This window comes from Pedobacter gandavensis (assembly GCF_032678745.1).
Lineage (GTDB): Bacteria > Bacteroidota > Bacteroidia > Sphingobacteriales > Sphingobacteriaceae > Pedobacter > Pedobacter gandavensis_C.
The window spans coordinates 25,901-51,527 of the sequence record NZ_JAVTST010000002.1; the positions used below are offsets into that span (position 1 = coordinate 25,901).

The 25,627-nt window shown below is 41.0% G+C and carries 10 protein-coding genes; 2 read left to right on the forward strand and 8 right to left on the reverse strand.

Annotated elements, in window-relative coordinates; all coding sequences use genetic code 11:
* Window positions 1-105: 105 nt before the first annotated feature.
* The 3 genes from R2S10_RS07805 to R2S10_RS07815 form a co-directional block, all read right to left on the reverse strand.
* Window positions 106-1,839 (reverse strand): OmpA family protein, encoded by a 1,734-nt coding sequence (locus tag R2S10_RS07805; RefSeq protein ID WP_316839895.1) that lies wholly within the window; start codon window positions 1,837-1,839, stop codon window positions 106-108.
* Between the two features lies 1 nt (window position 1,840).
* A complete protein-coding gene (locus R2S10_RS07810; protein ID WP_316839896.1) occupies window positions 1,841-2,812 on the reverse strand; it encodes a type IX secretion system membrane protein PorP/SprF in 972 nt (323 codons plus the stop codon).
* A 62-nt stretch (window positions 2,813-2,874) separates the two neighbouring features.
* Window positions 2,875-14,544, reverse strand: coding sequence for an Ig-like domain-containing protein (locus R2S10_RS07815; RefSeq protein WP_316839897.1), 11,670 nt, complete (start codon window positions 14,542-14,544; stop codon window positions 2,875-2,877).
* 307 nt (window positions 14,545-14,851) lie between these two features.
* On the opposite strand from R2S10_RS07815, the gene R2S10_RS07820 reads away from it, so the two are divergent.
* The gene (locus R2S10_RS07820) at window positions 14,852-17,818 is read left to right on the forward strand and encodes an ATP-binding protein (RefSeq protein ID WP_316839898.1); all 2,967 of its coding nucleotides are present in this window, start codon (window positions 14,852-14,854) and stop codon (window positions 17,816-17,818) included.
* Here the strand turns inward: R2S10_RS07820 and R2S10_RS07825 are convergent.
* Window positions 17,809-18,462 carry a response regulator transcription factor gene (locus R2S10_RS07825; RefSeq protein ID WP_316839899.1) on the reverse strand — a complete coding sequence of 218 codons (654 nt, stop codon included), beginning with the start codon at window positions 18,460-18,462 and terminating at the stop codon, window positions 17,809-17,811. The genes R2S10_RS07820 and R2S10_RS07825 overlap by 10 nt on opposite strands.
* A gap of 254 nt (window positions 18,463-18,716) precedes the next feature.
* Here R2S10_RS07825 and R2S10_RS07830 point away from each other — a divergent pair, with 254 nt between their 5' ends.
* On the forward strand, window positions 18,717-20,885 hold the full coding sequence (locus R2S10_RS07830) for a hypothetical protein (protein ID WP_316839900.1): 2,169 nt from the start codon (window positions 18,717-18,719) through the stop codon (window positions 20,883-20,885).
* Window positions 20,886-21,009: 124 nt separating this feature from the next.
* Here R2S10_RS07830 and R2S10_RS07835 read toward each other — a convergent pair whose 3' ends face one another.
* Genes R2S10_RS07835 through R2S10_RS07850 form a run of 4 tightly spaced genes read right to left on the reverse strand, consistent with a single transcriptional unit; the run spans window position 21,010 to window position 25,606 of the window.
* Entirely contained in the window at window positions 21,010-22,521 is a 1,512-nt protein-coding gene (locus R2S10_RS07835; protein ID WP_316839901.1) for a protein kinase domain-containing protein, read from the reverse strand.
* Between the two features lie 10 nt (window positions 22,522-22,531).
* Window positions 22,532-23,911 carry a PP2C family serine/threonine-protein phosphatase gene (locus tag R2S10_RS07840; RefSeq protein ID WP_316839902.1) on the reverse strand — a complete coding sequence of 460 codons (1,380 nt, stop codon included), beginning with the start codon at window positions 23,909-23,911 and terminating at the stop codon, window positions 22,532-22,534.
* Complete coding sequence (locus R2S10_RS07845; protein ID WP_316839903.1) at window positions 23,912-24,958, reverse strand: TerY-C metal binding domain-containing protein; 1,047 nt, start codon at window positions 24,956-24,958, stop codon at window positions 23,912-23,914.
* Between the two features lie 12 nt (window positions 24,959-24,970).
* Window positions 24,971-25,606 carry a vWA domain-containing protein gene (locus R2S10_RS07850; protein WP_316839904.1) on the reverse strand — a complete coding sequence of 212 codons (636 nt, stop codon included), beginning with the start codon at window positions 25,604-25,606 and terminating at the stop codon, window positions 24,971-24,973.
* Between the last annotated feature and the right edge of the window lie 21 nt (window positions 25,607-25,627).

Below are 25,627 nucleotides of genomic sequence, written 5' to 3' on the forward strand. Positions count from 1 at the left end.
ATCATTTCCTGACCCTTCCCGACAAAAAAAAAGCCGGTTTGGAAAGATGTTTCGTATCCCATCATTTTCCAAACCGGCCAGTCCTCCGAAAAGGCAAAGTACCAACTATTGCTTCACGATTGTAAACTCTGTTCTTCTGTTTAATTGGTGCTCTGCTATACTGCAGTTCACACCATTACTGCATCGATTCAACAACCTACTTTCTCCATAACCTTTTGCTGTTATCCTGCTTTTATCTCCCCCCCTGCTGATGATGTATTCAACAGCTGCTTCTGCTCTATGTTGAGACAGCTTTTGATTGTAAGCATCGTTACCTCTGCTATCCGTATGTGAGCCCAACACAATCCAGATTGTAGGATTCTCTTTAAGTATTTGAACCAGCTTATCCAGTTCAACAGCTGCATCCGGCCTGATGTTCCATCTATCGAAATCATAATAGATGTTTTCTAACCTGATTTCCTTATTCAACACAATTGGGTCTGTGTAATCTATTTTCTTTGGCGCTGGCAGTATAAAGCTGTAAATGTCATCAGCACCCAAACCGCCTGCTCTGTTGGAAGAAAGGTAACCGGTGCTTGCTGTGATTTTTTGAAATGCGAAGTCGTCCTGAGGAGAATTTGCAGGGTATCTTAAATTGCTGATCTGGCCCATTTTTCCATCTATAATTCTTGCACTAAAAATATCCAGTCCACCCATGCCAACTCTACCGTCGGTACTAAAATAGAAACCATTCGCTTCATCCAGGGTAGGACTTCGTTCGTTCCCCTCGGTATTGATGTCTTTTAAATTTACAGGGATCCCCCAGTCGTTGCCAGCGGTCTTTTCAGTAACATAAAGATCCATCCCACCTTTGCCACCCGGCATGTCTGAAGCAAAGTATAAACGTTTTCCATCTGCAGTGATAAAAGGATCACCAAGAGAGAATTCTTTGGCATTGTTATATTTGAAAGCTTTTGGTGCAGACCATACGCCATCGTCGGTTCTTGTACTCGAATAGATCTCCACATTGATCGTCGTCAGTTTATCTTTTGAACCTTTTACCTTTTCATAAACGCCATCTTTAGGGATTTTTGTTAAGGTAAAATACATCGTTCTGCCATCTGCAGTAAAGCTTGCAGGACCAACATGGTAAGGCGTACCTGTCTTTATGGAAACTACCTGAACACTATCGCTTCCATGCTGACTGTACAACCTTAAATAGCTGTTACCTGTCCAGCCGTAAACATTCCTATTCGGAGTTTTTATGCCATCAAATTTCAAGAATGGACGACTTACTGTTTGCTGATCTTTACCTTCCATATTCCTGTCGGATGCAAACACCAGTTGGTTATTGTTTTTTACTGCTCCCCAATCTGATTGCGCAGAATTTAAACTCTTTTCGTTCTGTATCCTGATTTCTGTCGGGAATTTCATCCAGTGCATCGCTGAATCACAGGACTGCAGCCATAGATCTTTTTGCTGTTCGCTTAGCCCCTTGTATTGCTCAGCATACTTATGATACTGTTGTTTGGCTTCGGCATATTTGGCATTGCTTTGCAGTGCCTGTGCATAATAAAGTGTCTGTACTGCTGGACTACCTGGCATCGCAGTGCTGATGGCATACCAACGTTCAGCCTCTGTATAATTCTGCTGATTTTTATAGCATTCAGCCAATCTTTCTGCGGCATGAAGGCTGGCCTTTTTTTGATAGGCGCGTTGATACAAGACTATAGCTTTGTTATAATTATACAGCGTGTACTGCTGATCTGCTTCGGTTAATACATACTGCGCTTTTACTGTAGTTTGTAAAGCGAATAGCAGCACCAAACCGCCTATAATTGAGGTTTGAATCTTCTTCATTTTAAAAATATCTTGGTGTTAACATTCTGGTACTTTTTCTATTGAAAAAGTAACCGATGGATAGTTCATGAGTACCACTACTGTAGCCTTGTAATTTGCCGATAGAAAAATCATAAGCGTAACCTACTCTCAGATTTCGGGTAGGAAAAATCTGCATCGCAGCCACGGCTGAATTGAGGTTATTTAAATCTTTCTGCAAATAATTTTTACTATATAATTTTATTCCACTGCGATAAGAGGCTCCCAACCAAAACTTTTCATTAAAAATCACGAAGGCGCTTAGATCCATAGTGGTAGGTCCGCCGCGATCGTCCTTTAACAGGAAGGAAGGTTTCAGTAATACCTCCTGACTTAAAGGGAGTAAAACACCGGCAGTCAGATAAAAATGAGGTTTTGGCTGTGGGATAAAAGCGTACTTATCCATATCCATATGTTGCAAAATCAGATTATCGGCCGAGAGGCCAGCAAAAAACCTATCATCCGCATAATAAACGCCTACTCTTGCATCTGGTCGGATTATACTTTGAGTGCCAACTGGCTGATAAATTTCAGGATCATTGGGATTTAAAAGCGTCCCGTCCATCCCTAACTGAACGGCGCCGATCCCCAGTCCGAATGCTAATCTTGAAGTTCCTTCTGAGTTCAGCCTGATTCGATAGGCATAATTCGCATATACTGATTCATTGCGTTGAGCACCTAATCTGTCGCTGGTTAGCTGTAAAGCCAAACCTACATTTCCATCGTTTGCGATTGCATCTATGGTTACTGACATTGTTTTTGGTGCGCCTGGAATACCGGTCCATTGGTTGCGGTAAAAGGCATGCAAATTTAATTGTTCCTTGTACCCTGCATAAGCTGGATTAATGTAAATTCCATTAAACATGTACTGGCTAAACTGCGCATCCTGCTGTGCGTTTGCCAGGTTGGCTAGCAGGACCAAACCTATTATTGATTGTAATACTTTTCTCATCATTGATTTTATTTTGCATCGGCGAGAGATTTCGCTCTCACCGATACTCAATTTATAATTCAATCCTATTTTTTAAATGCGCTAACTATAGTGGTGTATCCTTTGAAAATCACCCATTCGCTACTACTTGTCTTTTTAACTTTCAGCAGGTAGTAATAGGTGCCATCATTCAGGCCATTGCCATTCCAATTGTTCTGATAATTTTTCATTCTATACACCTCGTTACCCCAACGGTTAACCATAGTCAGTTCATTTTCTGCAAACTGATTCAATCCACGGATTTCAAAAACATCGTTTACGCCATCCCCATTTGGGGTGAATAAAGTAGGCACCCTGATGTCGAAGAAATTGGCTTTGAATGAAACTGCAGCCACGTTACTGTAGTAACCATACTCGTCTTTAATGCGGTAGGTATAACTATCAGCTCCGGTGTAACCAGGATTCGGTGTATAAATAAAGGAACCATCCGCATTTAAGGTCAGCTTGCCATTTTTCGGCTGAGTAACAGCTTCTACGATGAGGTTATTTACTGGTTGTCCAGCAATATCATCGTTTAGCAGCAGGTTTTCTTTGATTACTTTATTGGCATCTGCTTCATAACTATCATCCACAGCAACAAAAGGTTTAGTCACTTTGGTCAACGTAGGCGTGCTGTTGTTCTCAGCAGTACCTGACACATCTGAAACCAAAGTTCCTTTCGCATCTTTTGCATTTACGGTAGCGGTGTTGTTTACATTTCCAAATTCTTTATCAGCCTGAGTAAGCGTATATTTTTCCGTCAGGATAATGGTGGTACCTGGCAGTAATCCGCCTGCGGCATCAATGGTTTTATCGACCATACCCAATTTCTCATCGGTTAATGTCAGGGTATAAACCGGCACATTACCCGTGTTTTTAATGGCGAATGAATAGGTGATAAAGTTTTGGCTAAATACACCTGTTTTCACAAGCGATAGCGATGGAGCTGGAATAAAGGTAATCCTCACTGTAATGTTGATGCTGACGATAATAGTATGACATCCATCGCTGATGGCTATGTTAAAGCTATCGTTACCACCATAATTCGGATTTGGTGTATAGGTATAAGTTCCATCAGTATTGACTACCGCTGTACCATTGGCTGGATTGCTTTGTTTACTGTAGGTCAAAGCATCTCCTTCGGCATCTATTCCAGTTACCTGACCAGATAACTTCGTATCCTGATCAATGTTCTTGTTCTGGGTGCTTGCAGTAGGCGCCGTGTTTAGTGATACCATTACCGCAGCTGTTGGCACAGATTTGCATTCCATACCATTTACAACTGAAATTGCAGCCCTTCTAAACCAGGTAGTCGTGGTGATCGCTGGAGGGGCATAACTGGCCGATGTTGCTCCATTAATTACATTAAATCCTGCATCATCACCTGTTACAGAACTCTCCCATCTGTATTTCAGGGTGCCTGAACCAGTACCAGCTGCTGTTGAGCTGATTGGCGCTGGAACATTGCCTTTACAGATGATTTGATCCGCTGCAATTGTGCCTGCTGTAACCACCGTCTGAACAGTAATGGTAACTGCTGTAGTTACTGCAGATTCGCATGTTTTACCATTTAATATTGAAATGGTGGTTCTGCGGAAATAGGTAGTTCTGGTTAAAGCCTCAGGGCTATACTCAGCTGCTACTGCCGCTGCTATGGTTGTAAAACCAGTAGTCGCGCTACTTGTTGAACGCTCCCAACGATAGCTGATTGTACCTGATCCTGTTCCATCGGCAACACTTGTCAGCGTTACTGGAACAGTGTTATTACAAAGGGTTTGGTTGGCACTGATTACTCCTGCCGTAGCCTCATCCTGTACAGTTATGCTCAGCACGTTTGTTGGTACAGATTCGCAAATCTGGCCCTCTTGTGTTGAAATCGTAATTCTTCTGAAGTAAGTAGTTTCAGTTAAGGCTGTCGGCGCATAAGTTGCTGCGTGTGCAGCTGCAATACTTGTAAAGCCTGAAGCCGGACTTGTTGTTGAACGTTCCCAACGGTAGCTGATCGTACCTGAACCTGATCCAGTTACCACATTATTTAAAGGTACCGGAACGGTGTTCGAACAAATTGTTTGATCATCACCGATAATACCTGCATTCGTAACTCCCTGCACAGTAATTTTTATCACAGCTGTTGGCGCTGATTCACAAACCAGGCCATTTAGAGTTGAAATTGTGATCCTACGGAAATAAGTTGTCGTTGTTAAGGCTGTAGGACTGTAACTATCGCTAGTTGCAGCAGGTACGGCTGTAAATCCGGTAGTAGCCAGGGATGACCGCTCCCATCTATAGCTAATCGTACCGGAGCCTGTACCTGCTGTAACAGCATTTAATACTGCCGGAACAGTATTGTGGCAGATCACCTGATCTGTACCAATTGTACCCGCGGTAACCGCAGCTTGTACAGTAATGGTAACTACGGGTGTTGGCAGAGATTCACATGCTTTACCATTCATGTTTGAAACTGTAATTCTTCTGAAATAAGTAGTATTGGTTAAAGCTACCGGAGTATAACTGGCCGATGTTGCGGCTGGTACAACTGTAAAACCAGTAGTTGGATTGGTCGTTGAACTTTCCCAGCGATAGCTGATGGTTCCAGAGCCTGTTCCTGAAGTAACTGATGTTAATGGCTCAGGTCTGCTACCATTACAAATTGTCTGACTGGTAGCAATTGAACCAGGCGAACTTGTTTCCTGAACCGTAACTTTTATCATTGTTGTTGGTTCCGATTCGCACACCACTCCATTTAATGAGGAAATGGTAATTCTACGGAACCAGGTAGTTTCTGTTAATGCAGCAGGGCTATAGCTGGCTAATGTTTCCCCGGCAACTACGGTAAATGCAGGAACTGATGCTGAAGATTGCTCCCAGCGATACCTGATGGTTCCGGATCCACTTCCATCTGTATTTGAGCTGAGCGCCGCAGGGATAGTATTGGTACAAATGGTTTGGTCGGCCCCTATTACTCCCGCTATCACTTTATGCTGAACTGTGATTACAGTTACTGTTGTTGGTGTTGATTCACAAGTTACCCCATCCAATACTGAAATGGTGATCCTTCTGAAATAGGTTGTTGCAGTTAAATTAGCTGCTGTGTAACCTGCTTGTACTGCTCCTGCAATGCTGGTGAAACTACCTGGGGCATTTGTTGTTGAACTTTCCCAACGGTAGCCAATTGTACCTGAGCCTATACCGGCAGTAGTAGAAGCTATGGTCGCCTGGCTTTCATTACATAGGGTTTGGTTTGCAGTGATTGCACCTGCTGTAACTACATTCTGTACGGTAATTTTTACCGCAGCTGATGGCGCTGATTCGCAGGTATTTGTCCCATCTGTAGAGATGGCCACTCTCCTGAACCAGGTGTTTGCAGTTAAAGCTGCCGGACTATAATCGGCAGAAATTTCGTCCAGAATAACTGTAAAGCCGGTCAGGGCATCTGTTGTTGAACTTTCCCAACGGTAGCTGATGGTGCCTGAACCTGTAGCATGCTTTGTTGAAGCTAATGTAGCAGGGATACTACCATTACAGATGGTTTGGTTCGCAGAAATTGTGCCTGCTGTAACCGCATCCTGTACGGTAATTTTAATTGCAGCTGTTGACGCTGATTGGCATTCCACACCATTATAGTTGGAAAGGGTGATCCTTCTGAACCAGGTGGTAGTGCTTAATGCCGGAGCTGTATAGCCTGCTAATGTTGCCCCAGGAATTACACTAAAGCCGCTAACAGCCCCTGCTACAGAACTCTCCCATCTGTATTTCAGCGTACCTGACCCTGTGCCATCGGTTAATGAAATCAAGGCAGTAGGAACTGTGTTTTTACAAATTGTCTGATTGGCCGTTATTGATCCTGCTGTAGTATTGATGATCATTATCTTAAAGCTGGTTTCAGCCGGACAGCTTAATCCAGGGTTTGTAACCGAAGTTACATATGCATATAAAGTAGTTTCGCCAGCAATACTAAAGACATCTCCTGCATTATATTTGGTACCGCCCCCATTTATTGCAGTGTAATAAGCCTGGTTGCCAGATAAATTAGTTCCTGCAATTACAGGTAAGACCATCGATCCGCAGGCAGTTTTATCGGAAATAGGAGTGATTACAGGAAGCGGGATCAGGCTAAGTTTAACCGCTGTACGGTTAGTACTTGAACACGTAGCTGTGCTCGATTCTGCGTAATAAGTTATAGCGCCTATGGTATTTAGTGTTGGCGATAATACCAGGTTTCCACCTATAGAGGCATCGTACCATTTGATGACTGTACCCACTGGAGATCCAGGGGCAACAGTGGCCGCAGCCGTTAAAGTTTGAATGACGCTTAATGCACAAGCCTGCTGATCTGCAGCGATTGGTGCAGCAGGTCTTCCTATATTAGCAATAATCGTTACGGAAACAGGAGTTGCTATACATAAATTATCTCTTTTTCTGGTACTGAAGGTATAAGTTCCTGGGTCGAGATCTGCATATACATTTTGATCGGTAAAGGCTCTCCCATTAAATGAATATTCATAATCGGGATCTACCGGAAACTCAACCTTTCCTTTTGTCTGATCACAATCCGGTTGATACACCAATGGCATTACGGTTGTTGGAGTAGTATTAATGATCACAACGGTTGCATCACTTACACAACCTGGTACTGTTGTGTTACTTGCTTTTACCTCATACGTTCCACCGGTAACCATAAACAGGGTCTCATCCGCTGTTGCGGTAACAGTTCCTCCGTCTGTAGCTGTAATCGTATACTTAAATTCAGGCCCTAAAGGAGCAGTTATTTTAATGGTACCATTAGCGCTTACACAGGTTGGATGCACTGCAGTAACCGTAGGTGGGTCCACAAATTGAACAATTACCGGTTTAATGATGGTACATCCTGAAGTATTGGTACCCCTGATGTAATAGGTGCCGGATTTAGTTACTGCTGTTGGATTGGTTAAAGGATTAGTAGTTTCGGCGTCTGTGAAGTAAGTCAGCTGAAGCGCTGATGGATTTCCAGAGGTAACCGTAGGGGCTGTCAGATTAACTGTACCGGGATTACAGGTAACCGCCGGATGTTGAACATTTAATACTGGTAGCGCATTGATCGTTAAAACTACTGGTGTTCTTGTTGCACTTATACACGTACCAGTACGAGTTTCCGCATAATAGGTGATGGTTCCAAGCGCATTTAAAGTTGGATTAGCAATCACATTTCCGGCAGTTGCTGCATCATACCAGATTACAGTAGATCCAGATGGAACAGTTGCAGCTGCGGTTAAAGTTTGAACCGGCGATTCAATACAAGCAGTTTTATTGCTCGCTACAGGTGCTGCAGGGATTGGATTGATATTGATTTTAAGGCTTTGCTGGGCAGGGCAGCCTAGTCCTGAAGCCACAAACTGGTATTTGGCGGTAGGAGTTGTAAACCTCCAAATATTAAGTCCAAATTCGGCATACAAACCAATATTTCCAGCTTTCAGGTCTTCTGCGGAAACAAGCCCTGATACACTTACTTTACTTCCAGTTAGGTCATTAGGTAGATCATAAAAAGGTGTTTGGTAAAGCAGCTGATTAGTTGCGGTGTTGATAATGGCCAGCTGACCTGCATATCCAGGCACTGCTGGAGGTGAGCTTGAAGCACTTCTGAAATGTCCATTTTCTAAAGTAACCATCACTTTGTTACCTTCACCGGTATATCCTGCAGGCAAGCTGAGCTTTCCAACTATCACACTGAATTTCGCCGTAGTCCCATTGCTATTAAAGGCCAGGAAGTTTGCGCCTGCACCTGGGTTACCATTTAATGCCCCAGATCTTGGGAAAGAGCGTGTCTTGTCTGGCCATAAATTCTGTAGTTTAGTATCAGTATAGCCCAGCTTGACGTCATTTACCAGCGTTAGGGTTCCCTTGGTATTTTGATCCGCTCCAGGAAGGATTTCATCATAAGCATATAAAGTAGTTTCCCCTGCAGTGTTGAATACATCACCTGGATTATATCTGGTCCCTCCAGCATTGATTTCGGTGTAATAAGCCTGATTACCCGATAAATTTGTACCAGTAATTGCAGGTAGCGTTATTGATCCGCAAGAGATGACATCTGCAAGAGCCGTGATCACCGGATTTTGACTTAAGGTTAATTTCACCGCTGTTCTGCTTAGGCTTGAACAGCCATTCTCTACTGCTTCCGCATAATAAGTACGAGAGCCCACTGTATTTAAGGTAGGTGCAACCACATTTCCCGCAACAGCTGCATCGTACCAGGTGATGGTTGTACCCATTGGAACAATTGCTGTCGCTGTTAAAGGTAAGCTTGTGCCGGCAATACAAACTTCCTGATCTCCGCCTGTGATTGGCGCATTAGGTATTGTATTTATCGTTAGCTGGAATGATTTTTCATCTGGACAAGGCATCTCTGATAGGTATTTGTAAGTCGCCTTGAAGTTGGATAGTGTCCAATTTTTATAGCCATTCTGTGCAGTTTCCGCACCAAAAACCACTATCAGATTACCTGATAACAGATCTGCTGGAGACACTATTGCTGATGTATTATAAGTAGCAGTAGCACCAACTTTAAAGTCTGGTTGGATCGTTTTTGTAGAGATAACTTCTCCGGTTAGTTTATTGGCGATGGTCAGGTGGCCAGAATAACCGGCACCTGCTGTAGGCCCCTCATTTCTGAAGGTTGCTCCAACCGTAATTTCCACACGATTTCCGGTACATGCAGGATCATTGTTTATGCTCAAATCACCAATTATATTTAGATAGCGCATCGCACCTTCAGAAGGATCATATGTGATCGACTGGTTACCAGTACCCTTCCAAAAATCAGCATTGATGCTACGTGTATAAAAATTATGACTGGCACTAAGAATTTTGTGCAACAACACATTATCAGTTAAAGCGGTATTAGGCGTAACTTCAATATTGTCCGAGCAATTCGCATTTGTTGCCCCTTTATCAAATGCATATAAAGTCTGTGTACCTATAGTATTTAACACTACCCCTGCCAGGTATTTTGTACCGGCTCCGTTTGGTAAGGTATAATAAGCTTCATTACCGGTTAGACTTGTTCCGGTTATTGCTGGAAGTGTGTAGGTCGCACATGCGGTCTGATCAGCAAGTTGGGCAATAACAGGAGCTGAATTGATATTGAGTACTACTGCCGTTCTTGATTTACTGACACAGGTACCATTATTTGTTTCTGCATAATAAATTATTGTTCCTATAGTATTTAAGATGGGATTAGCCACCACATTTCCTCCAGTTTGTGCATCGTACCAGGTAATCGTTGAACCCAGTGGAACAGTTGCTGTTGCAGTTAAAGTCTGAATGGGGTTAGTTGCACATACCTGCTGGTTGCCAGCACTTATCGGCGCATCAGGAGACATTGGTACTTCATTAATCGTTGTGGTTACCGGAGTACTTGTATTTGTTCCGATTTTTACGACTATAGCATAATCACCTGGTTCCAGATTTGTAAAGATATTGGCGGCCTGAAAACTAATACCTCCGTCTATAGAATATGTTCCACCTGCAACTTGTGGCACTTCAATGGTTCCTATTTCGACAGCACAGCTAGGTTGCGTAACAATTACCAATGGGCTTGGCACCAAAGTAACGGTGGCACTGTTGTTTGATGGATCAGGATCATCCCCAGCAGAAGAAATTGTTGCTGTATTTACATAAATACCTGTAGCATTCACTTTGGCTGTGATGGTAATTGTTGCATCAGCGGCTGAAGCCAAATTACCTATTGTCCATAAACCTGTTACTGCATCATAAGTGGTACCAGCCGGAGCGGCATCACTTACATAAGTATATCCTGTTGGCAACTGATCTGTCACTGTAATTCCAGTTCCTGTACCCGGACCATTGTTAATGGCTTTAACTGTAAATACAACATTACTACCAACTATAGCTGATTGCTGATCTACGGATTTCAATACTGCAAGATCTGTACTTACCAGTGATACAGTAATCTCATCTGTAATCGAGCAACCATCGGGAAAGTTCACTTTTACAGCGTAGGTTCCTGGCTCTGTTAGCACAAGTTCATTTGCTGTACTGATTACATTGCCATTCTTTTTCCATTCGTATTGAGAAAGTGGTGAGCCAAAAAAGCCATCAGTTTTAAGGGTATAAGGTAAGTCACTATTCTTCAGGTTCAGATCAGGTCCAAGTCCCAATATCGGGGAAGCTCCGTTATAAGGCGAGATCGCCCAACCGGTATTCCCTCCCATATCTGTACTATGCTCTCTGGCTTTAAATACCCCAGCACCCGTTGCTGTTATTCGCTGCAAACGCACATAATCGAAATCTACAGTTCCCGAAGTTTTGGTGATGGTAGCTGGAGTAGCTCCATTACTTTTTATTTCTGTAGGCTTACAAGGGCTACCGCTACCGAACCAGCCACCGGTGATGGTGGTATTCGTGCCGCTTGTAAGGGTATAAATATTTCCAGGGAAAAATATCAATGTATCGATCTTATTTCCGGTACCATATATTCCACCGCTACCTTTATACTCTACGCTGCCAATTGTATTATTGGCACCATTGATCCCAATAGCTGATGTAGTGCTTGGATTTGTAAAAGTAAGCGCTTTGATATTGGTATTAGAGATGGTCACATTTGCGCTGGCCGTGCCTGGCGCATTCACAATGTGATAACTAAAGCCATCTGCTATTAAATTACCATTGATAATAGAATTAGCGGCATTCAGACTTCGTTTTGTGGTTCCGCCACTGTAGCGTATTCCTGCAGTAGTTACATTAACGGTACTCCCACTAATGTCGAGCGACATGTTATTATCTGCCCCCGCATTGTCAATGCCCCTAATATTAAGCACTCGTCCGGAAGCCACAAAACCACCTTCCACAAGCTGAAAGTCGGTCAATATATTATCATAATCATTTGCGAGTGTCAGACTTCCACCTGGTTTATTGATCTGCAAATCAAAATCACCTTTACTTTGGCCGGACATTACCGTAGCTTCTGATCCTTTTAATAAAAGTGGAACGATATTTAATGTGGATAATGGGTTTAAGACGATGCTATTTCCCCAGGATTCCATTACCCAGGCACTGGATTTTGAAAGAACAGGGTCGTTTAGTACCCCGGCCCAGCTCATGTTGTGAAAGTAAGCGTTTCCGTTATTTACAGTAACAGATTTTGAGGCGTTGGTAAAACCGCTTTTGGCATCAAAGTAAACATCGTCTCCTACAGTTGGAATGCAAGCACCACCTACTCCTCCACTATTAAGACTCCAGTGACTGGCATCATTCCAATCACCTGCACCTCCTACCCAGTAACGGGCATTACCAGTGCTTGATGAAATTATCCAACCACTGTTACCTCCGGCATCTGCACCGCTAAACGGAATAGGCAATGTTAGTGTTCCGCCGCCACCAGTGGCAGCGATTCTTTCCAGGTATACATTAGAGATCTCCACTTTTGCATTTGGAGCAAATATTAAGGTACTAATTGCCGAAGTACCACTTCGGATCTCTCCTAATCCGCTGCAGGATGGATGTGTAGCTTTGAAGTATTTATTGATCTTTGTATGGCCGGCAGCTGTTTCATAAAAATAGAAATTTCGGTTCTCGGCAGTAATCAGAGAGTCTATATCATTGCCTCCATAACGGATCATTCCCTGTCCCTTGAATTCCAACTTCTGGATGGTATTGCCAGCATGGATTCTAGCGCCACTCTTTAATCCAGTGTCTGTAAAAGTCAGCTGCCTGATCTTAGTGCCAGCTAAATCCATGTTATTGCCATTATTGGCTGAACAGTCTATTATATTATAGGTGTGGGAACGGGTAACAATCGAATTTTTAACCAGCAGATAAGAAGGCGCGGCATCCAAAACACTGTTTGCACTTGCGTAGGACCAATTGGTTACCGTTACATTTGCCTTGTTCATGTTGAGGAACTTGCTCGCAGTTCCACTGCCAGAGATGGCATATAAATTCACTGTACGGTTGCTGATATCCAGCATACCACTCAATAATGCAAAAGCCGAATTGGCATTGCTCCAGTCATCTAATAAGGTAAGCCCAACAGTACTCGGACCAGTTTTTCGAATGTTATATTGATTGACACCAAGGTTACTGCCATTCGTACGCAAGGTAACCGCAGCATCACCCCTAAGTTCCATAAAGGCATTCATCGTCACATTTGGATGGAGGACAACGGAACCATAGACAAAAAGTGAGTAAACACCGCTTTCATTGAAGGTCACTTTAGGAAGCCCAGTTGCCCAGGTCATGTCTTTACAATAGGTATTTCCAGTAGTGACTATCGTATTTCCATTAGACAATCCACTATTTCCATCGAAAACTACATTGTCATAAACGAAAGGGATACAAGCACCTCCAGCGCCCCCAGAACTGGTACTCCAGTGCATCTTATCATTCCAATCACCCGCACCATTTACCCAATAAAGGGTGCTTCCGGTTGCAATTGGTTCAGTAATCGTAAAGCCGGAATTTCCGTCATTATCAATACCATTCACAGCAATCGGTGTATTTGGACCTTGAGCAGTCAGATTAGACAGCAATACATTATCCATATTGACCACAGCACCTGAAGCAAAAATCAACTTTCCTCCGTTTAGTCCGCTGATCTCCGTAAATCCATCACAAGGAAGTCCTCCTGCCTTAAAATATTTATTGATGGTATTGGATCCTGCTATATTTATATTCTTATTTGGAGCTGTAATCAGGGTATCAAACTGATGGTTCCCCTGATCAATCAGATCCAGTTTACCTGAGATCTGGGCATATTGAACCACATTTGAGCTTCCACCTATGATTGCATCACCTCCAAAAGTGACATGTTTAATCTTGTTGTTGCCATTTCGTATGGCACCGCTGCCCATAAAAAACAGTGAATCAACCGTATTGTTATTGTTTATCCGGACTGTTGAGCCTGGACTTGTACTGGTAAAAGTTATTCTTTTAAAAGTAGCATCACTAATCGTCACATAATCCGATGAAGCGGCACTCACATTCAGGACATTAAAGACACCTGCATCTGCAAAGAATCTGGCTGTAGAAATGGTACTCCCAGCTGCATTCAGGGTTTTATTGGCGCCTCTGATATCCACAAGAATCACATTGGTCAATACCGCATTACTGATATTTATCGAACGGTTATTTGCATTATTGGACGTAACTCCGTATAAGGTAAGCTGCTTACCCTGAGCATTCAAATTACCTGCTACTATATTCAGGGAATTCAAGGAATTTGTTACTGCATCATAGATGAGGTCATCTGCAAGTGTCAGACTTCCTCCTACTTTATCTACAGTTAAGGACATCACACCTTTAACACTGCCGTTTGTCTTTAATACCGCATTACTGTTGCTCTGGAAATTAACCTGAAGATTGCTGTAAGTCACCGTTGGAGCAAGTGTAAAACTCCCGGATACACTGATTCTAGTGGAAGTGTTTCCAATAATAACAGGGCTATTTGGGACGTCAGCAGTCCAGGTGATGTTATTGCAAAATGCATTCGCATTTACAGTCACCGTTTTCTCTGCTGATGTAGTTCCGAAGCCTGCATTTGGCCCAAAAATCACATTGTCATTAGCAGAAGGAACGATACTCGCAATACTGCCATTGCTGCTACCTAAGCGCCAATGGTTAATATCACTCCAGTTTCCTCCTCCACCAACCCAATAATAATCTGCAGCATACAGCTGAAAAGTAGCGAGTATCAGTAAAAAAGTAAGTAGTTTTTTCTTCATAAGAATTTTATATAATAGGGGATTTCAACAATCAAGATTAATTTGAATTTTCGCTGATGACTATAGGGCTATAGTGCATGCTTTTAAGAGGTAATTTATCATCCTTCAAGGTTAACAATTAGGGTTTCCCAAAATTAGAATCTCCATTTCAAATGAAGAGTAGAAGTCCTTTTGACAGGAACTAGAATTAATTCGATAGCAAACAGTAGCGATAATTGTAACGAGCTTGATAAATAGGACAATAACATTTTAGAGGAAAAAAAACAATAAATTAGCGGCTTCAGTAGCAAGCTGCATTAATGCCCTTATGAGCCGTATCCTTTTTCTATTTTTAGTCGCATTTTCCTTTCATGGATATAGTCAAAATCTTCAAACTTACAGTGTAAAGCAATACTCAGATGTAAATGGCCTACCACAAAACAGCATAAAATCTATAGCAAAAGACGATGCCGGCTATATATGGTTAGCAACTGAAGATGGCTTAAGCAGATTTGATGGGGACAATTTTATGCATTTTGACAAACGGTCCACCCACGCGCAGTCTAACCGTATGTATATGATGAAGCGGGATTTACGCACGGGGAATCTATATGCAGAAACGGAACATCATGAACTCATTCAGATCACAAAAGGACTCATAGGAGCTAAACCATTCAGGTTCAAAGAGGTATTTCCAAATATAAACGTAATGATACAGGTTCAGGAAGGACCGCCAATGAGGACGGACCTGTCAACACTCCTCATCCAAACAAATGCTACTGATTATTACCACATTACCAAGGACACACTATTTTTTCATAATGCTCATCAAGTTGTCGCTACTCCTTTTAAACACAATGGAGGGCCCGATTTCTTCGTTTCCAATAAACAGCTAATGCACTATGATAACAATGGAAAATTTACTTTAATTGAAGCCGGAAAGTTAAAGCCAGTTGATTTGAAAGGTGATTTGGCCGAAACAGAAATGGCTGGGTCTAATCATTTGAAAATATATTGGAATACTACAACAGATCAGACCTTTTTTTATTTAAATAAGGCTATTTATCAGGTAAGCTATTTAGGTGAAACTTTAACCACAACATTACTCATCCGGGATTTTGATTTGGAAGCACAGCACATCTGGACAATCTACTATGATGAAATTGCCAGAAAGCTTTTCCTGGGTAGTCCTACATCTGGTTTTTTTGTAGTACAACAACACCTTTTTCAGGCAGAAAAGCCAAAAAAAGATTTGAGTAGCAGTGTAAAATATGCTATGTATCCCTTTACGGATCATTCTGTATTATTTGCCAATGGTGATCTCTTACAAACTGATGGCAGCAGGACTAAATTCCCATTGATTAAGGATTATAGTAATAGTTTTGCGATGGCAATTGATCAGGAGAAAAACATATGGACGACAAAAGATTTTTCGATCTATAAATTCTCTCCTGAAGGAGATCGGATACTACAAAGTTTCAATTTCCCTGAAAAAACAACATGTCTCGATTTGACTGGAAAAAAGGTGCTCTGGATTGGAACATTTGCTGCAGTTTATGCTAAAGATCTGTCTAAACCTAATGCTGCGCCGAACCTTTTGCTAAAACTTAAGGATGTCAGTGTCTTAAAAGAACAAGGTCAGTATTTATGGATTGGTACATCAAAGGGCCTTTATAGATACGATTTGGAAAAGAAGAACTTCGGGAGCATACCTGAAATGGCCAACATGCATATTAAGGACATTGTTATCCGTGGAAAAGAAGTTTGGATTTCTACTCATGGGGATGGATTTTACCTATATAACAATGCTCATTTAAGCAAAATGCCCCTGGACAAGTTTGGATACCTAAATACCGTACATTGTATCCTTGAAGATGCTAAAGGTTTTTTCTGGATCAGTACCAACAAGGGGCTTTTTCAGGTGGCCATTAATGATCTCTTGGCTTATGGCAATAAACAGTGTACACAAGTATATTATCAATACTACAATATAAATTACGGTTTTAACACCAACGAATTTAATGGTGGATGTCAACCCTGCGGTGTCATATTGAAAAATGGTATTTTTACATTTCCCTCTTTAATTGGCGCGGTTATGTTTAACCCAAAGCTTTTAACTGCCGACTTACCCAACAAAGCCATTTACATTGATAAAATATTTCGTGATCATGAAAGTATAAAAACCGAAGACCTGATCCATATTGCACAAGGCTTTGGACGTCTAAATATCTGGGTCTCCAGCCCATATTTTGGGAATCATGATAACATGACGCTGGAATATAAACTTGCTGTTGATGATAGCTGGGCGAGTCTGATTGGCACTTCAGTGATTAGCTTTAGTACCCTTTCTCCCGGAAAGCATGAATTATTAATCAGGAAAGCTGCAGGATTTGGAAACCACTTTACTTACAAAAAACTGACCATTATCGTTAAGCCCTACGTTTATCAAACCTGGTGGTTTATTACTCTGATGGTATTAGCAGGGCTCATTTTAATTGCTGTTCTATTAAAAAAAAGAACCCAACGAATTATAGTTAGAAATGAAAGGTTAGAAACTCTGTTGAAGAAAAGAACAGAAGATCTGGAGAAAAACATCGTTAATTTAGAGGAGTCACAGTATTTACTAAAGCAACAAGCTGCATTTCAAAAAAAACTGCTTGGGGCAATTACGCATGACCTGAAAAGTCCATTAAAATATATGACGATCATGGGTAAGCAGTTGTATCAACATGAAGCTGCCAGTGAAGCTGTTAAAGATAGCCTGAGGACCATTTATATCTCTGCTAACTCCATGTACCATTTAACGGAGAATCTGCTGAATTACAGTAAACTTTTTCTTACTGAAAACACCTTAAAAAACGATTACATCAATCTACATCAGCTTGTCTCAGAGAAGATAAATATTTTCGCTGAGATTGCAAAATATAACGGCACGACTATCCGCAACAACATTCCCGAAGATGTGATTTTGCATACTAAACGAGTGATGCTTGCACTAATTGTACACAATCTTTTAGACAATGCGATTAAATTCTGTCCAAATGGCCAGATCACATTCGGTGCTGAAAGTACCAAAGAAAAGATAAGCTTTTGGATTAGAGATACGGGCTGTGGGATGCCTGAACATATTGCAGCCTGGTTAAATACTGAAAAAGACCGGGACATTACCGAGGGACTGGGTTTAAAAATGGTAAAAGAGTTTAGTGCTAAAATGGATATGCAGATTGAGGTGGATAGTAGAATAGATGAAGGGACAAATATTAAGCTTACCTTAAAGCACCATAATTACATTTGATGATCCATTCTGAATATATCAATCAACTCTGATATATTAGAGATCTGCAATTTTTCGAATATATTCTTTTTATGGGTGCTTATTGTAGAGGCTTGTAAGTCTAATTTTTCGCCGATACTGCTTGTACCTTCCCCATCGATAATAAATCGTGCAACCTCGATCTCCCGGTTGGTTAAATGATGTAGTTTTCTTTTGGAATTAGCCCCCTCATAATAGGTATCAAACAATTGATCCTGAATATTGGTACTGTAGTATTTTCCTTTTATTAAAACCCTGTTGATGGCCTTTTTTATTTCTTCTTCCGAAGCACTTTTTTCAAGATACCCGTTCACTCCTGCTTTAAGGTATCTTAAGGCATAGGTACTTTCTTCATGAGCTGAGAAAAGCAATATTTTAAGATCAGGCTGTATTTCTTTGATCTGCTCAATCATTCTAAAATTATTACCTCCTGGGATATTAATATCCAGGATTAATAAATCTACTTTTCCTTGTTTTAGCGAAAGTAGGGTGGTATTTACAGAATTTGCATAAGAGACAATCGCTTTATTGGAATATTCCTTAATAACAATGGTCAATCCTTGTTGAATGATGCGGTGATCGTCGGTTATTAAAATTTTAAGTTCGGCAGTAACTAAATTGCTCATGAAAAAGGTCGCATCAAGAAATAAAATCAAAACAAATAACAGTTCAAATATAGGAATGAATTGGGCTGAAATAAAACAAAAAGCTTCTAAAGCTAAATACATCCGATTTATATCGCCCTGTTGGGATAATTTTCTACGATTTTCCTGGAATAGCAGAGGAAACCAGTATCAAAGAAGGAGGATATTGGCATTTTTATTAGATTGCGGATTGATATTTTGCACCAACAATAGAAATCATTAAAAAGAATGTGCTTATGAGTAAAAAAATAACCACTGTATTCACAGCATTTACATTTGTATTGATGCTATGTAGTTTTGTAACCTCCTATTCATCTGATGAAAAAAAGCAGGAGAATAAAATAGAAGGCAAGATTGCTTACAACAAGAAGAAACATAGCATCATGTTATCATGGCCAGCATTTGGGGCTTCAGGAAATTATGTAATTACCAGAGGGGGCAGTCGTCTGGCATCAGATTTCGTGTCTCTGGGTTCAACTTCCAAATTGACCTTCACAGATCATAAACCAAATTCAGATAAGTATGAAAACCATTATAAAATCACCCGTAATGGCATTAGCATAATCGTTTCATTGGAGCGGCAGATTTTTGGTACCCACATGTATTTCTATGATAGAAAATATGAAGAAGCTGAAACTGCCCGTAAGGAAATTAATTCACAGTTTAGCTCTATCGGTCTGGCGGGATCAAACGGCGAATGGACTACAAAACGCCAAGCCTATTATTTCAAGTCAAACGTTAATGGTCAGACTTACGATTCGGGTGGTTCAGGTTCCGCATCATCGGCAGCCGCGAACTCCATAGAGTTAGGATTCTATGCGCACATTGGAGGATTAGGCAAGTTACCCGCTGATGTTAAATTGGGTTCCATATTCACCAGACCTCACCTTTCGGGCGGAGCAAATGCGACCTGTACCTTTTGGCGTTCTATAGAAAATGTGGCAGTGATGCGCGATTTTGCCTGGACCGTTTCTCAATCTACGAGTGCAAGAAGAATGCTGATTGAAAGCAGTTCGAAATATATTTCGGATGTTGGAAGCAACAACTTTTGGGGTAGCGGTGGTTTTATTGCCGACAGTCATTATACCTCCTCCAGACCAAACTGGGCGGGTCAACAACAATGGTATACCAGAAATACTGTTTTCCCTTCGGGTTCGGGAGCTATGGGTGGTTCCTATAATATGGTTTGGCAAGGTTGCATCAATCCTCCAGAAGCAGATGAAACCAATGCTTCAATTCCTACCAGCCCTATTCTCAGAGAGAAACCTTTCCTTTTTATAGATAGCGATGGCGAATACAAAGTATTTGTTCCAGCATGGCAAAAGGATAGAATTGGAACTTCCTGGTCTTCAACAGACATGGGTAAAGGCCAGGTTCAGGATTTGCTTAGCAACTGGTATGTTGCCAAAGAAGGCGATACCGATATAGAAATCAATGCTGCGCTAAAAGCTGGCAAGAATATATTTTTCACACCCGGACATTACGCATTGAATGCGCCTATTCAGGTGAATAGAAAAGATGCCATCCTTTTAGGTGCTGGCATCGCTTCAGTAACATTAGAGCCTACGGAGAAAAACACCTGGGGATGTATCTATGCTGACGACATGGATGGAATCATCATTGCCGGGTTACTGATGGACTCATTCAATAGTACAACTTATCAAGTTAGAGTTGGTAAACAGGGAGCAGATGCAGACCATTCTGCAAATCCAATATTACTCACGGATCTCACTTGCAGAGTTGGTGGTGTTCAGTCAAAAAATATTCAGATCCATGCTTCTATGGAAATAAACAGCAACAATGTAGTAGGCGACCACTTCTGGCTATGGCGCGCCGATCATGGTTCGCAAGCTGGTGGAAATGCACGTTGGCTAAGAGATCGGTGTAAAAACGGCCTTATCGTTACTGGGGATGATGTTACGCTTTATGCGCTATTTGCTGAACACTATCAGGAATATGAAGTGCTATGGCTGGGAGAACGTGGCAGAACTTATTTTTTCCAAAACGAACCACCATACGATGCTCCAAATCAGGCAAGCTGGAGCAGTCAGGGGGGCAAGGTTGAGGGGTATGCAGCTTTTAAGGTAGCCAATACTGTAAAGGAACACCATAGTATTGGACTAGGTTCTTACGCAGTTTTAACTGGAACCGATGGCAATGTGAATAAGAGAAATGGCTTTGAAATACCCAATGGCCCAGGTCTAAAACTCGAAAAGATGTGTATCACTCGTTTTGCTGGAACGGGGAATATCCTAAACGTGATCAATGGTATTGGTGGTAGCACTGCAACTGGTGTAAAACGTGTGGCATTATATCACAATGCTTCAGGTACCCCAGCTTACGAAGAAAAATTTGATTTACCAGATCCCGAATCTTATCCTAAGTATATTGTGATGGTCAAGTAAAAAAGAAAAGATACTTTAGAACGTAAAAAAGAGATAAAACTTCGCAGCTCCTTCAAAATCAAAATAAACGTTTTTTAGGAGCTGGGTTTTATATGAAATGCGTTCACCTTGTCCAGTAACATTGTTAGCTTATAAGTTTAATCAATGCCAAACGCCCACCGTTTTCCGCAGATAAGAGAATTTTTTTATCTTCTGTAAGCACAATCATTTCACCCGGACTTATAGTCTTACCTTCAGTCAAATCTTTTAAAGTATTTAAAGACGTATTCACAAAAAGCCATTTGTCATTAAAAAATGAAAAGTAGCCCACCGGCTTTTTCTGTTCATCAGTTAAGTTTTCATTTCTGATTACGTTCTTATTTACGTGCCACTGGAATAAAGATTGGTTATGGTAAATCATAATGCGATGGTTTTCCATCTTCCATTTCCCGGGTTCCGATTGATAATACAAATCGATCATTGGCAATGGCCCTATATGATTACTTCCACAGAAAGGGCATTGAGGCTTTGCAGTGTTGTCAAATACGTACCATCGCTGATCACAATCTTTATTCTGACAAGGCTGCATCAGATCCACTGTTTTCGCAATAGCCTGTTCCCATATGCTGGCTGTAGGCCGACTGTTTGGATGATGTAACCCTGTAATGAACGACTGGTTAAATAATTCAGTTAAATATGGTCCTGTGAGCGTATATGGTAATTTCGTGACATCTGCCCAGGGTAATTCCCATTTGGATAAGTGTTCGACTTTTGGTCTATTTTCCATGTTCTGAGGATGTTCAATGAATAACGCACGCTCCCCCATGGACAACAAATCATCTTTTTCTACATCAAAATCATGAACTTTACCGCCTTTTAAAGGATGTCGGTGTAGCAAAAACATATAAATAAGCACTGACAATGCATGAAGATCTGTTAGCCGATTAGGTAATTTTCGGTCCGGATCTTTTTTATCCAGGTGTTTCGTCGCGAGTACCTCAGGAGCTATAAATTCAGCTGTTCCTATTACTTCTGCGGGAAATAAGCCGGGCACCACCAAACCGTCGAGGTCAATAATACATGCTGATTTGGAAATTGGATCAATAAGAACATTATTGTATGATAAGTCTGAATGAGCCAAGCCCATTGCATGCATTTTTTTAACGCCACGCACCAGATTTAAGCAAATCTGGAAATAGCTCAACCAATCGCCTAATTCAGCTTTGGCTACTTTCAATGGAAAATATTGATGTCTAAATTTAGGACCGGCAAACCACTTTCCATTTTTTTCCTTCCCATTGATTAAGTCACTATTCTCATACCCTTTGTTAAAGAAAAACTTTTTGTCGTAGGTAGGAACGATCACTCCTGTAAGATCACCATATTTTATCACATCAATTGGCCACCTAAAAATATCATTCAAGTAAAAGTTAGCCGCTTCCCTACTTTCAATTTGTTTTAAATATTGTTGAGTAATTCTAGTTAAACGTTCTTTTTGATTGTCATCCAGCACTTCCCGAAAAATTGCCACAACATATTTTCTATCCGGACTGAAATAGACATCCTTTACTGCCCCTTTCATGGGTTCGCCATTATCTACAAAACTGTAAGATTTGCCAGATGCTACTGCATAAACTGAAACTACTTTCGAGGACATATGATCAAGATTAATAGAAGATAGCAAGAGTACGGTCGTCGTGGTTTCCCTGGCTCCAAAAGTCCATCCACTGACTTAACTGATCGCTCAATTCAGGATTGGGAATTGAGAAATCAACACGACTTTTACTTTCATTCTGACCGTTTAAATCATTAATAAATTTCTGCCAATTTTCTATTCGGGTCAAAGCAGCTTCAGTCTCAAATTTCGGATCAAATATTCCATCAGTCATTAAAAACATGAATGAAAAGTCATCTTGAAACCGAAATGTAAAGCGGGCTTCAAAATCTCCGCTACTAAAAATTTCAGGCATCGTTATAAATCGTGTTCCTCCACCGTATGCACCTACATCAAGATTATTCAATAACGTAACCTGTGTTTGCGCTTTGTTAACAACAGCCATTGGGCAATCACCGACACCAAATGAAAGTATCAAATAGCCTGTACCTATTTTTTTTAGCAGTACAAAAATCAAAGTGGTATGAAAATCCTTGAGCTCAGAATGGTTTTCCAAAGCAAATTTCGCTAAGTCACTATGAACCTTAGCTACTCCAGATTTCATGATATCGAGAATTAATTCCGATGGTGTAAGTACAGCGCTATTTCTGAGTTCGACTATTTCTTTAGTGATTTCTGTTGTCAAAACCTCCCTAAAGTAATTGCCAATAGATTCACATGCCAGCGCTGATCCTTTTCTAGAATATTTAGCAGATCCCGCTCCGTCTGCTAAGGCAATCAAATTCCATCCTGTTTCCTCAAAACTTTCTAACACATAGTGATCTTCTCTAAAACCACCTATGTTAGCGTGTGATCGTCCACGTTTTGACGCGACAACAAAATGCTTATCACTGAAGGTTCCTGAATTTAAGGCTATGTCTGGCTTGTAGTAAATATCATGTTCATCGCATTCCAAATTTTTCCACAGACTTTTAGGATCAGGGTTAATCACTATAGCGATTTCTTTCAAATAAGTTTGATCAGCTGATTCATTCAGTTGATACCTAAGTTCTATCTTATAATCGCCACTTGATGTTGGTGTTCCCATGATAGCCTTTTGCTCCGGTGCATAAAATAGTCCAGTTTCTGCTTGAATTTTAAGTTCAAGTAGCTGCAAATCGATCCAGCCTAGCGCATCAAAATCCAGTACGGCGAAATAAGGTTTACCTACAATTCCGTTGGGTACACGAACAATTTGTTCTGAAATACTAGTGCTTCGATTTAATAAGGCCCATTTATCCATTAATAGCTGTTGATTCTTTGAAATTTGATTGATTAGATCGGCTACATCTGACTGAATGATATAACTTTCAAACAGTTTCCTTTTATTTTCGTCCAACTTGATCTCGTTAACCGAAAACAGCTGATTGATATATTGATTAATGTTGGTCATTTATCCTTGACTTCTGCCTACATCAAAGCTGCCATCGCCAAATTGATAGTCGTTAACCAAGCTACACCAGGGGCAAGTACTTTCTCCGGGTCCGGATAGACAATGAATTGAACCACAGCTACACATTGCGAAACCTATTTGATTGCCACAACAAGGACATGATGGTGTACCTTGCAACTCATTGCTATTGATTTTCTGTTGCATGGCGTTATCCTCTGCGAACTCGAAATAAGTTTTATCTATTGGGAAGGCACCATTTAGGCGATACGAAATCGTTTTAAATCCTTGAATTTCTGAATCGGAAAGGTCTTTTTTATATTTAATAAGATAAGGGCGTTTGGTATTTTCGCACTTGGAAAGCAGGATGACATATTTACTATCGACAAAATGCTTTTCCCGGGGTGCTTTTGAAAGATCAATTTTTGAAATGGTTTCTCCATCCACTTCTGCCATTTCAAAGCCCGTCCCATTTCTATCAACACTCTCACTGCTAGTTCTAATAGAATCGGTAACCCATTTAAAAAACGCTTTGTAAGATTCACTAGTCGTATTTTTAAATAATAAGACATCATTCGTTAATTTGCTGAGGTTGCCAATACTATCTTCATCCCCAAAAGAGATGGCTACAAGGTTGGCAGATTTGGCCCAATTCCTTTTCCATTCATCGATAGCCTGATTTGGATGATCTGTTGCAACTCCATCAGTGAATAAGAAAATGAGAGGCTTCCAATCTCCTTTAACTTCTGTTGTTGTCTTTTTTATATTAGTTCTAAGTTCGTACATAAGATGCCCCAGACCTTTCCCTAAAGATGTGCCACTACCAATTGGGAATTTAGGAGGATAAAAACTCACTAGTTCCTGTAATGGCATAATGGTTTTAGCCTGACCGGCAAATACAATGATAGAGATCCAGGCTGTTTCTAATGCATAAGGATCTGACTTCAGTCCTTTGATAATTGTTCCAATCCCCTCTTCTACAAACTGGATCTGTTCTCCAACCATTGATTCTGAAATATCAATTAAAAAATATATAGGTAAGCGTCTCATTGGTTAGTTTATTTAAACGATTAGAATAATTTCATCTGGAGGTGGAGGCAATTGTACTTTTTCACCTGTTCCCTGGCTTTTATTTCCCTGTTCTATGGTTTCGGAGACCCATTTAAAGAAAGTCTTGAGTGTTGAGCTATCTGTGGAATCGAGGTGAACAACTGAATCGGTCAATTCCTTAAGCAGGCTATCATTTGCTGCATGCCCAGCTGCACAACCGACGATGGCACCAAAATTCAAGGTCTTAATTTTGGAAATCATGTCTCTGTATAATTTTAAGTCTGATGGTTTTCCGTCAGTAAAAATAAAAAGCAGCGGTTTCCAATCTCCCTTAACAGTTGCAGAACCTTGTATAACATCTGTACTTACCTTCTCATAAAGCAGCTCCAGTGCTCTTCCGGTATGGGTGGGTCCGCTTTGAGGGCATAAAATCTCAGGCAATTGGAAACTAACCAATTCGGTTAGCGGTACAAGCTCAATGGCATTAACATTGAATGTAATCAAACTGATCCAAAGGGAATCTAAAGCTTGGGGATCGGTACGTAAAGTGCTAATCATACCACTTAAGGCATTATTTAATGCCTGTATTGGTTCACCATACATAGATCCGGAAGTATCCAATAAGAAGTAAACGGGAAGTCGTCTCATTTCGGAATATTTAACTGCTGA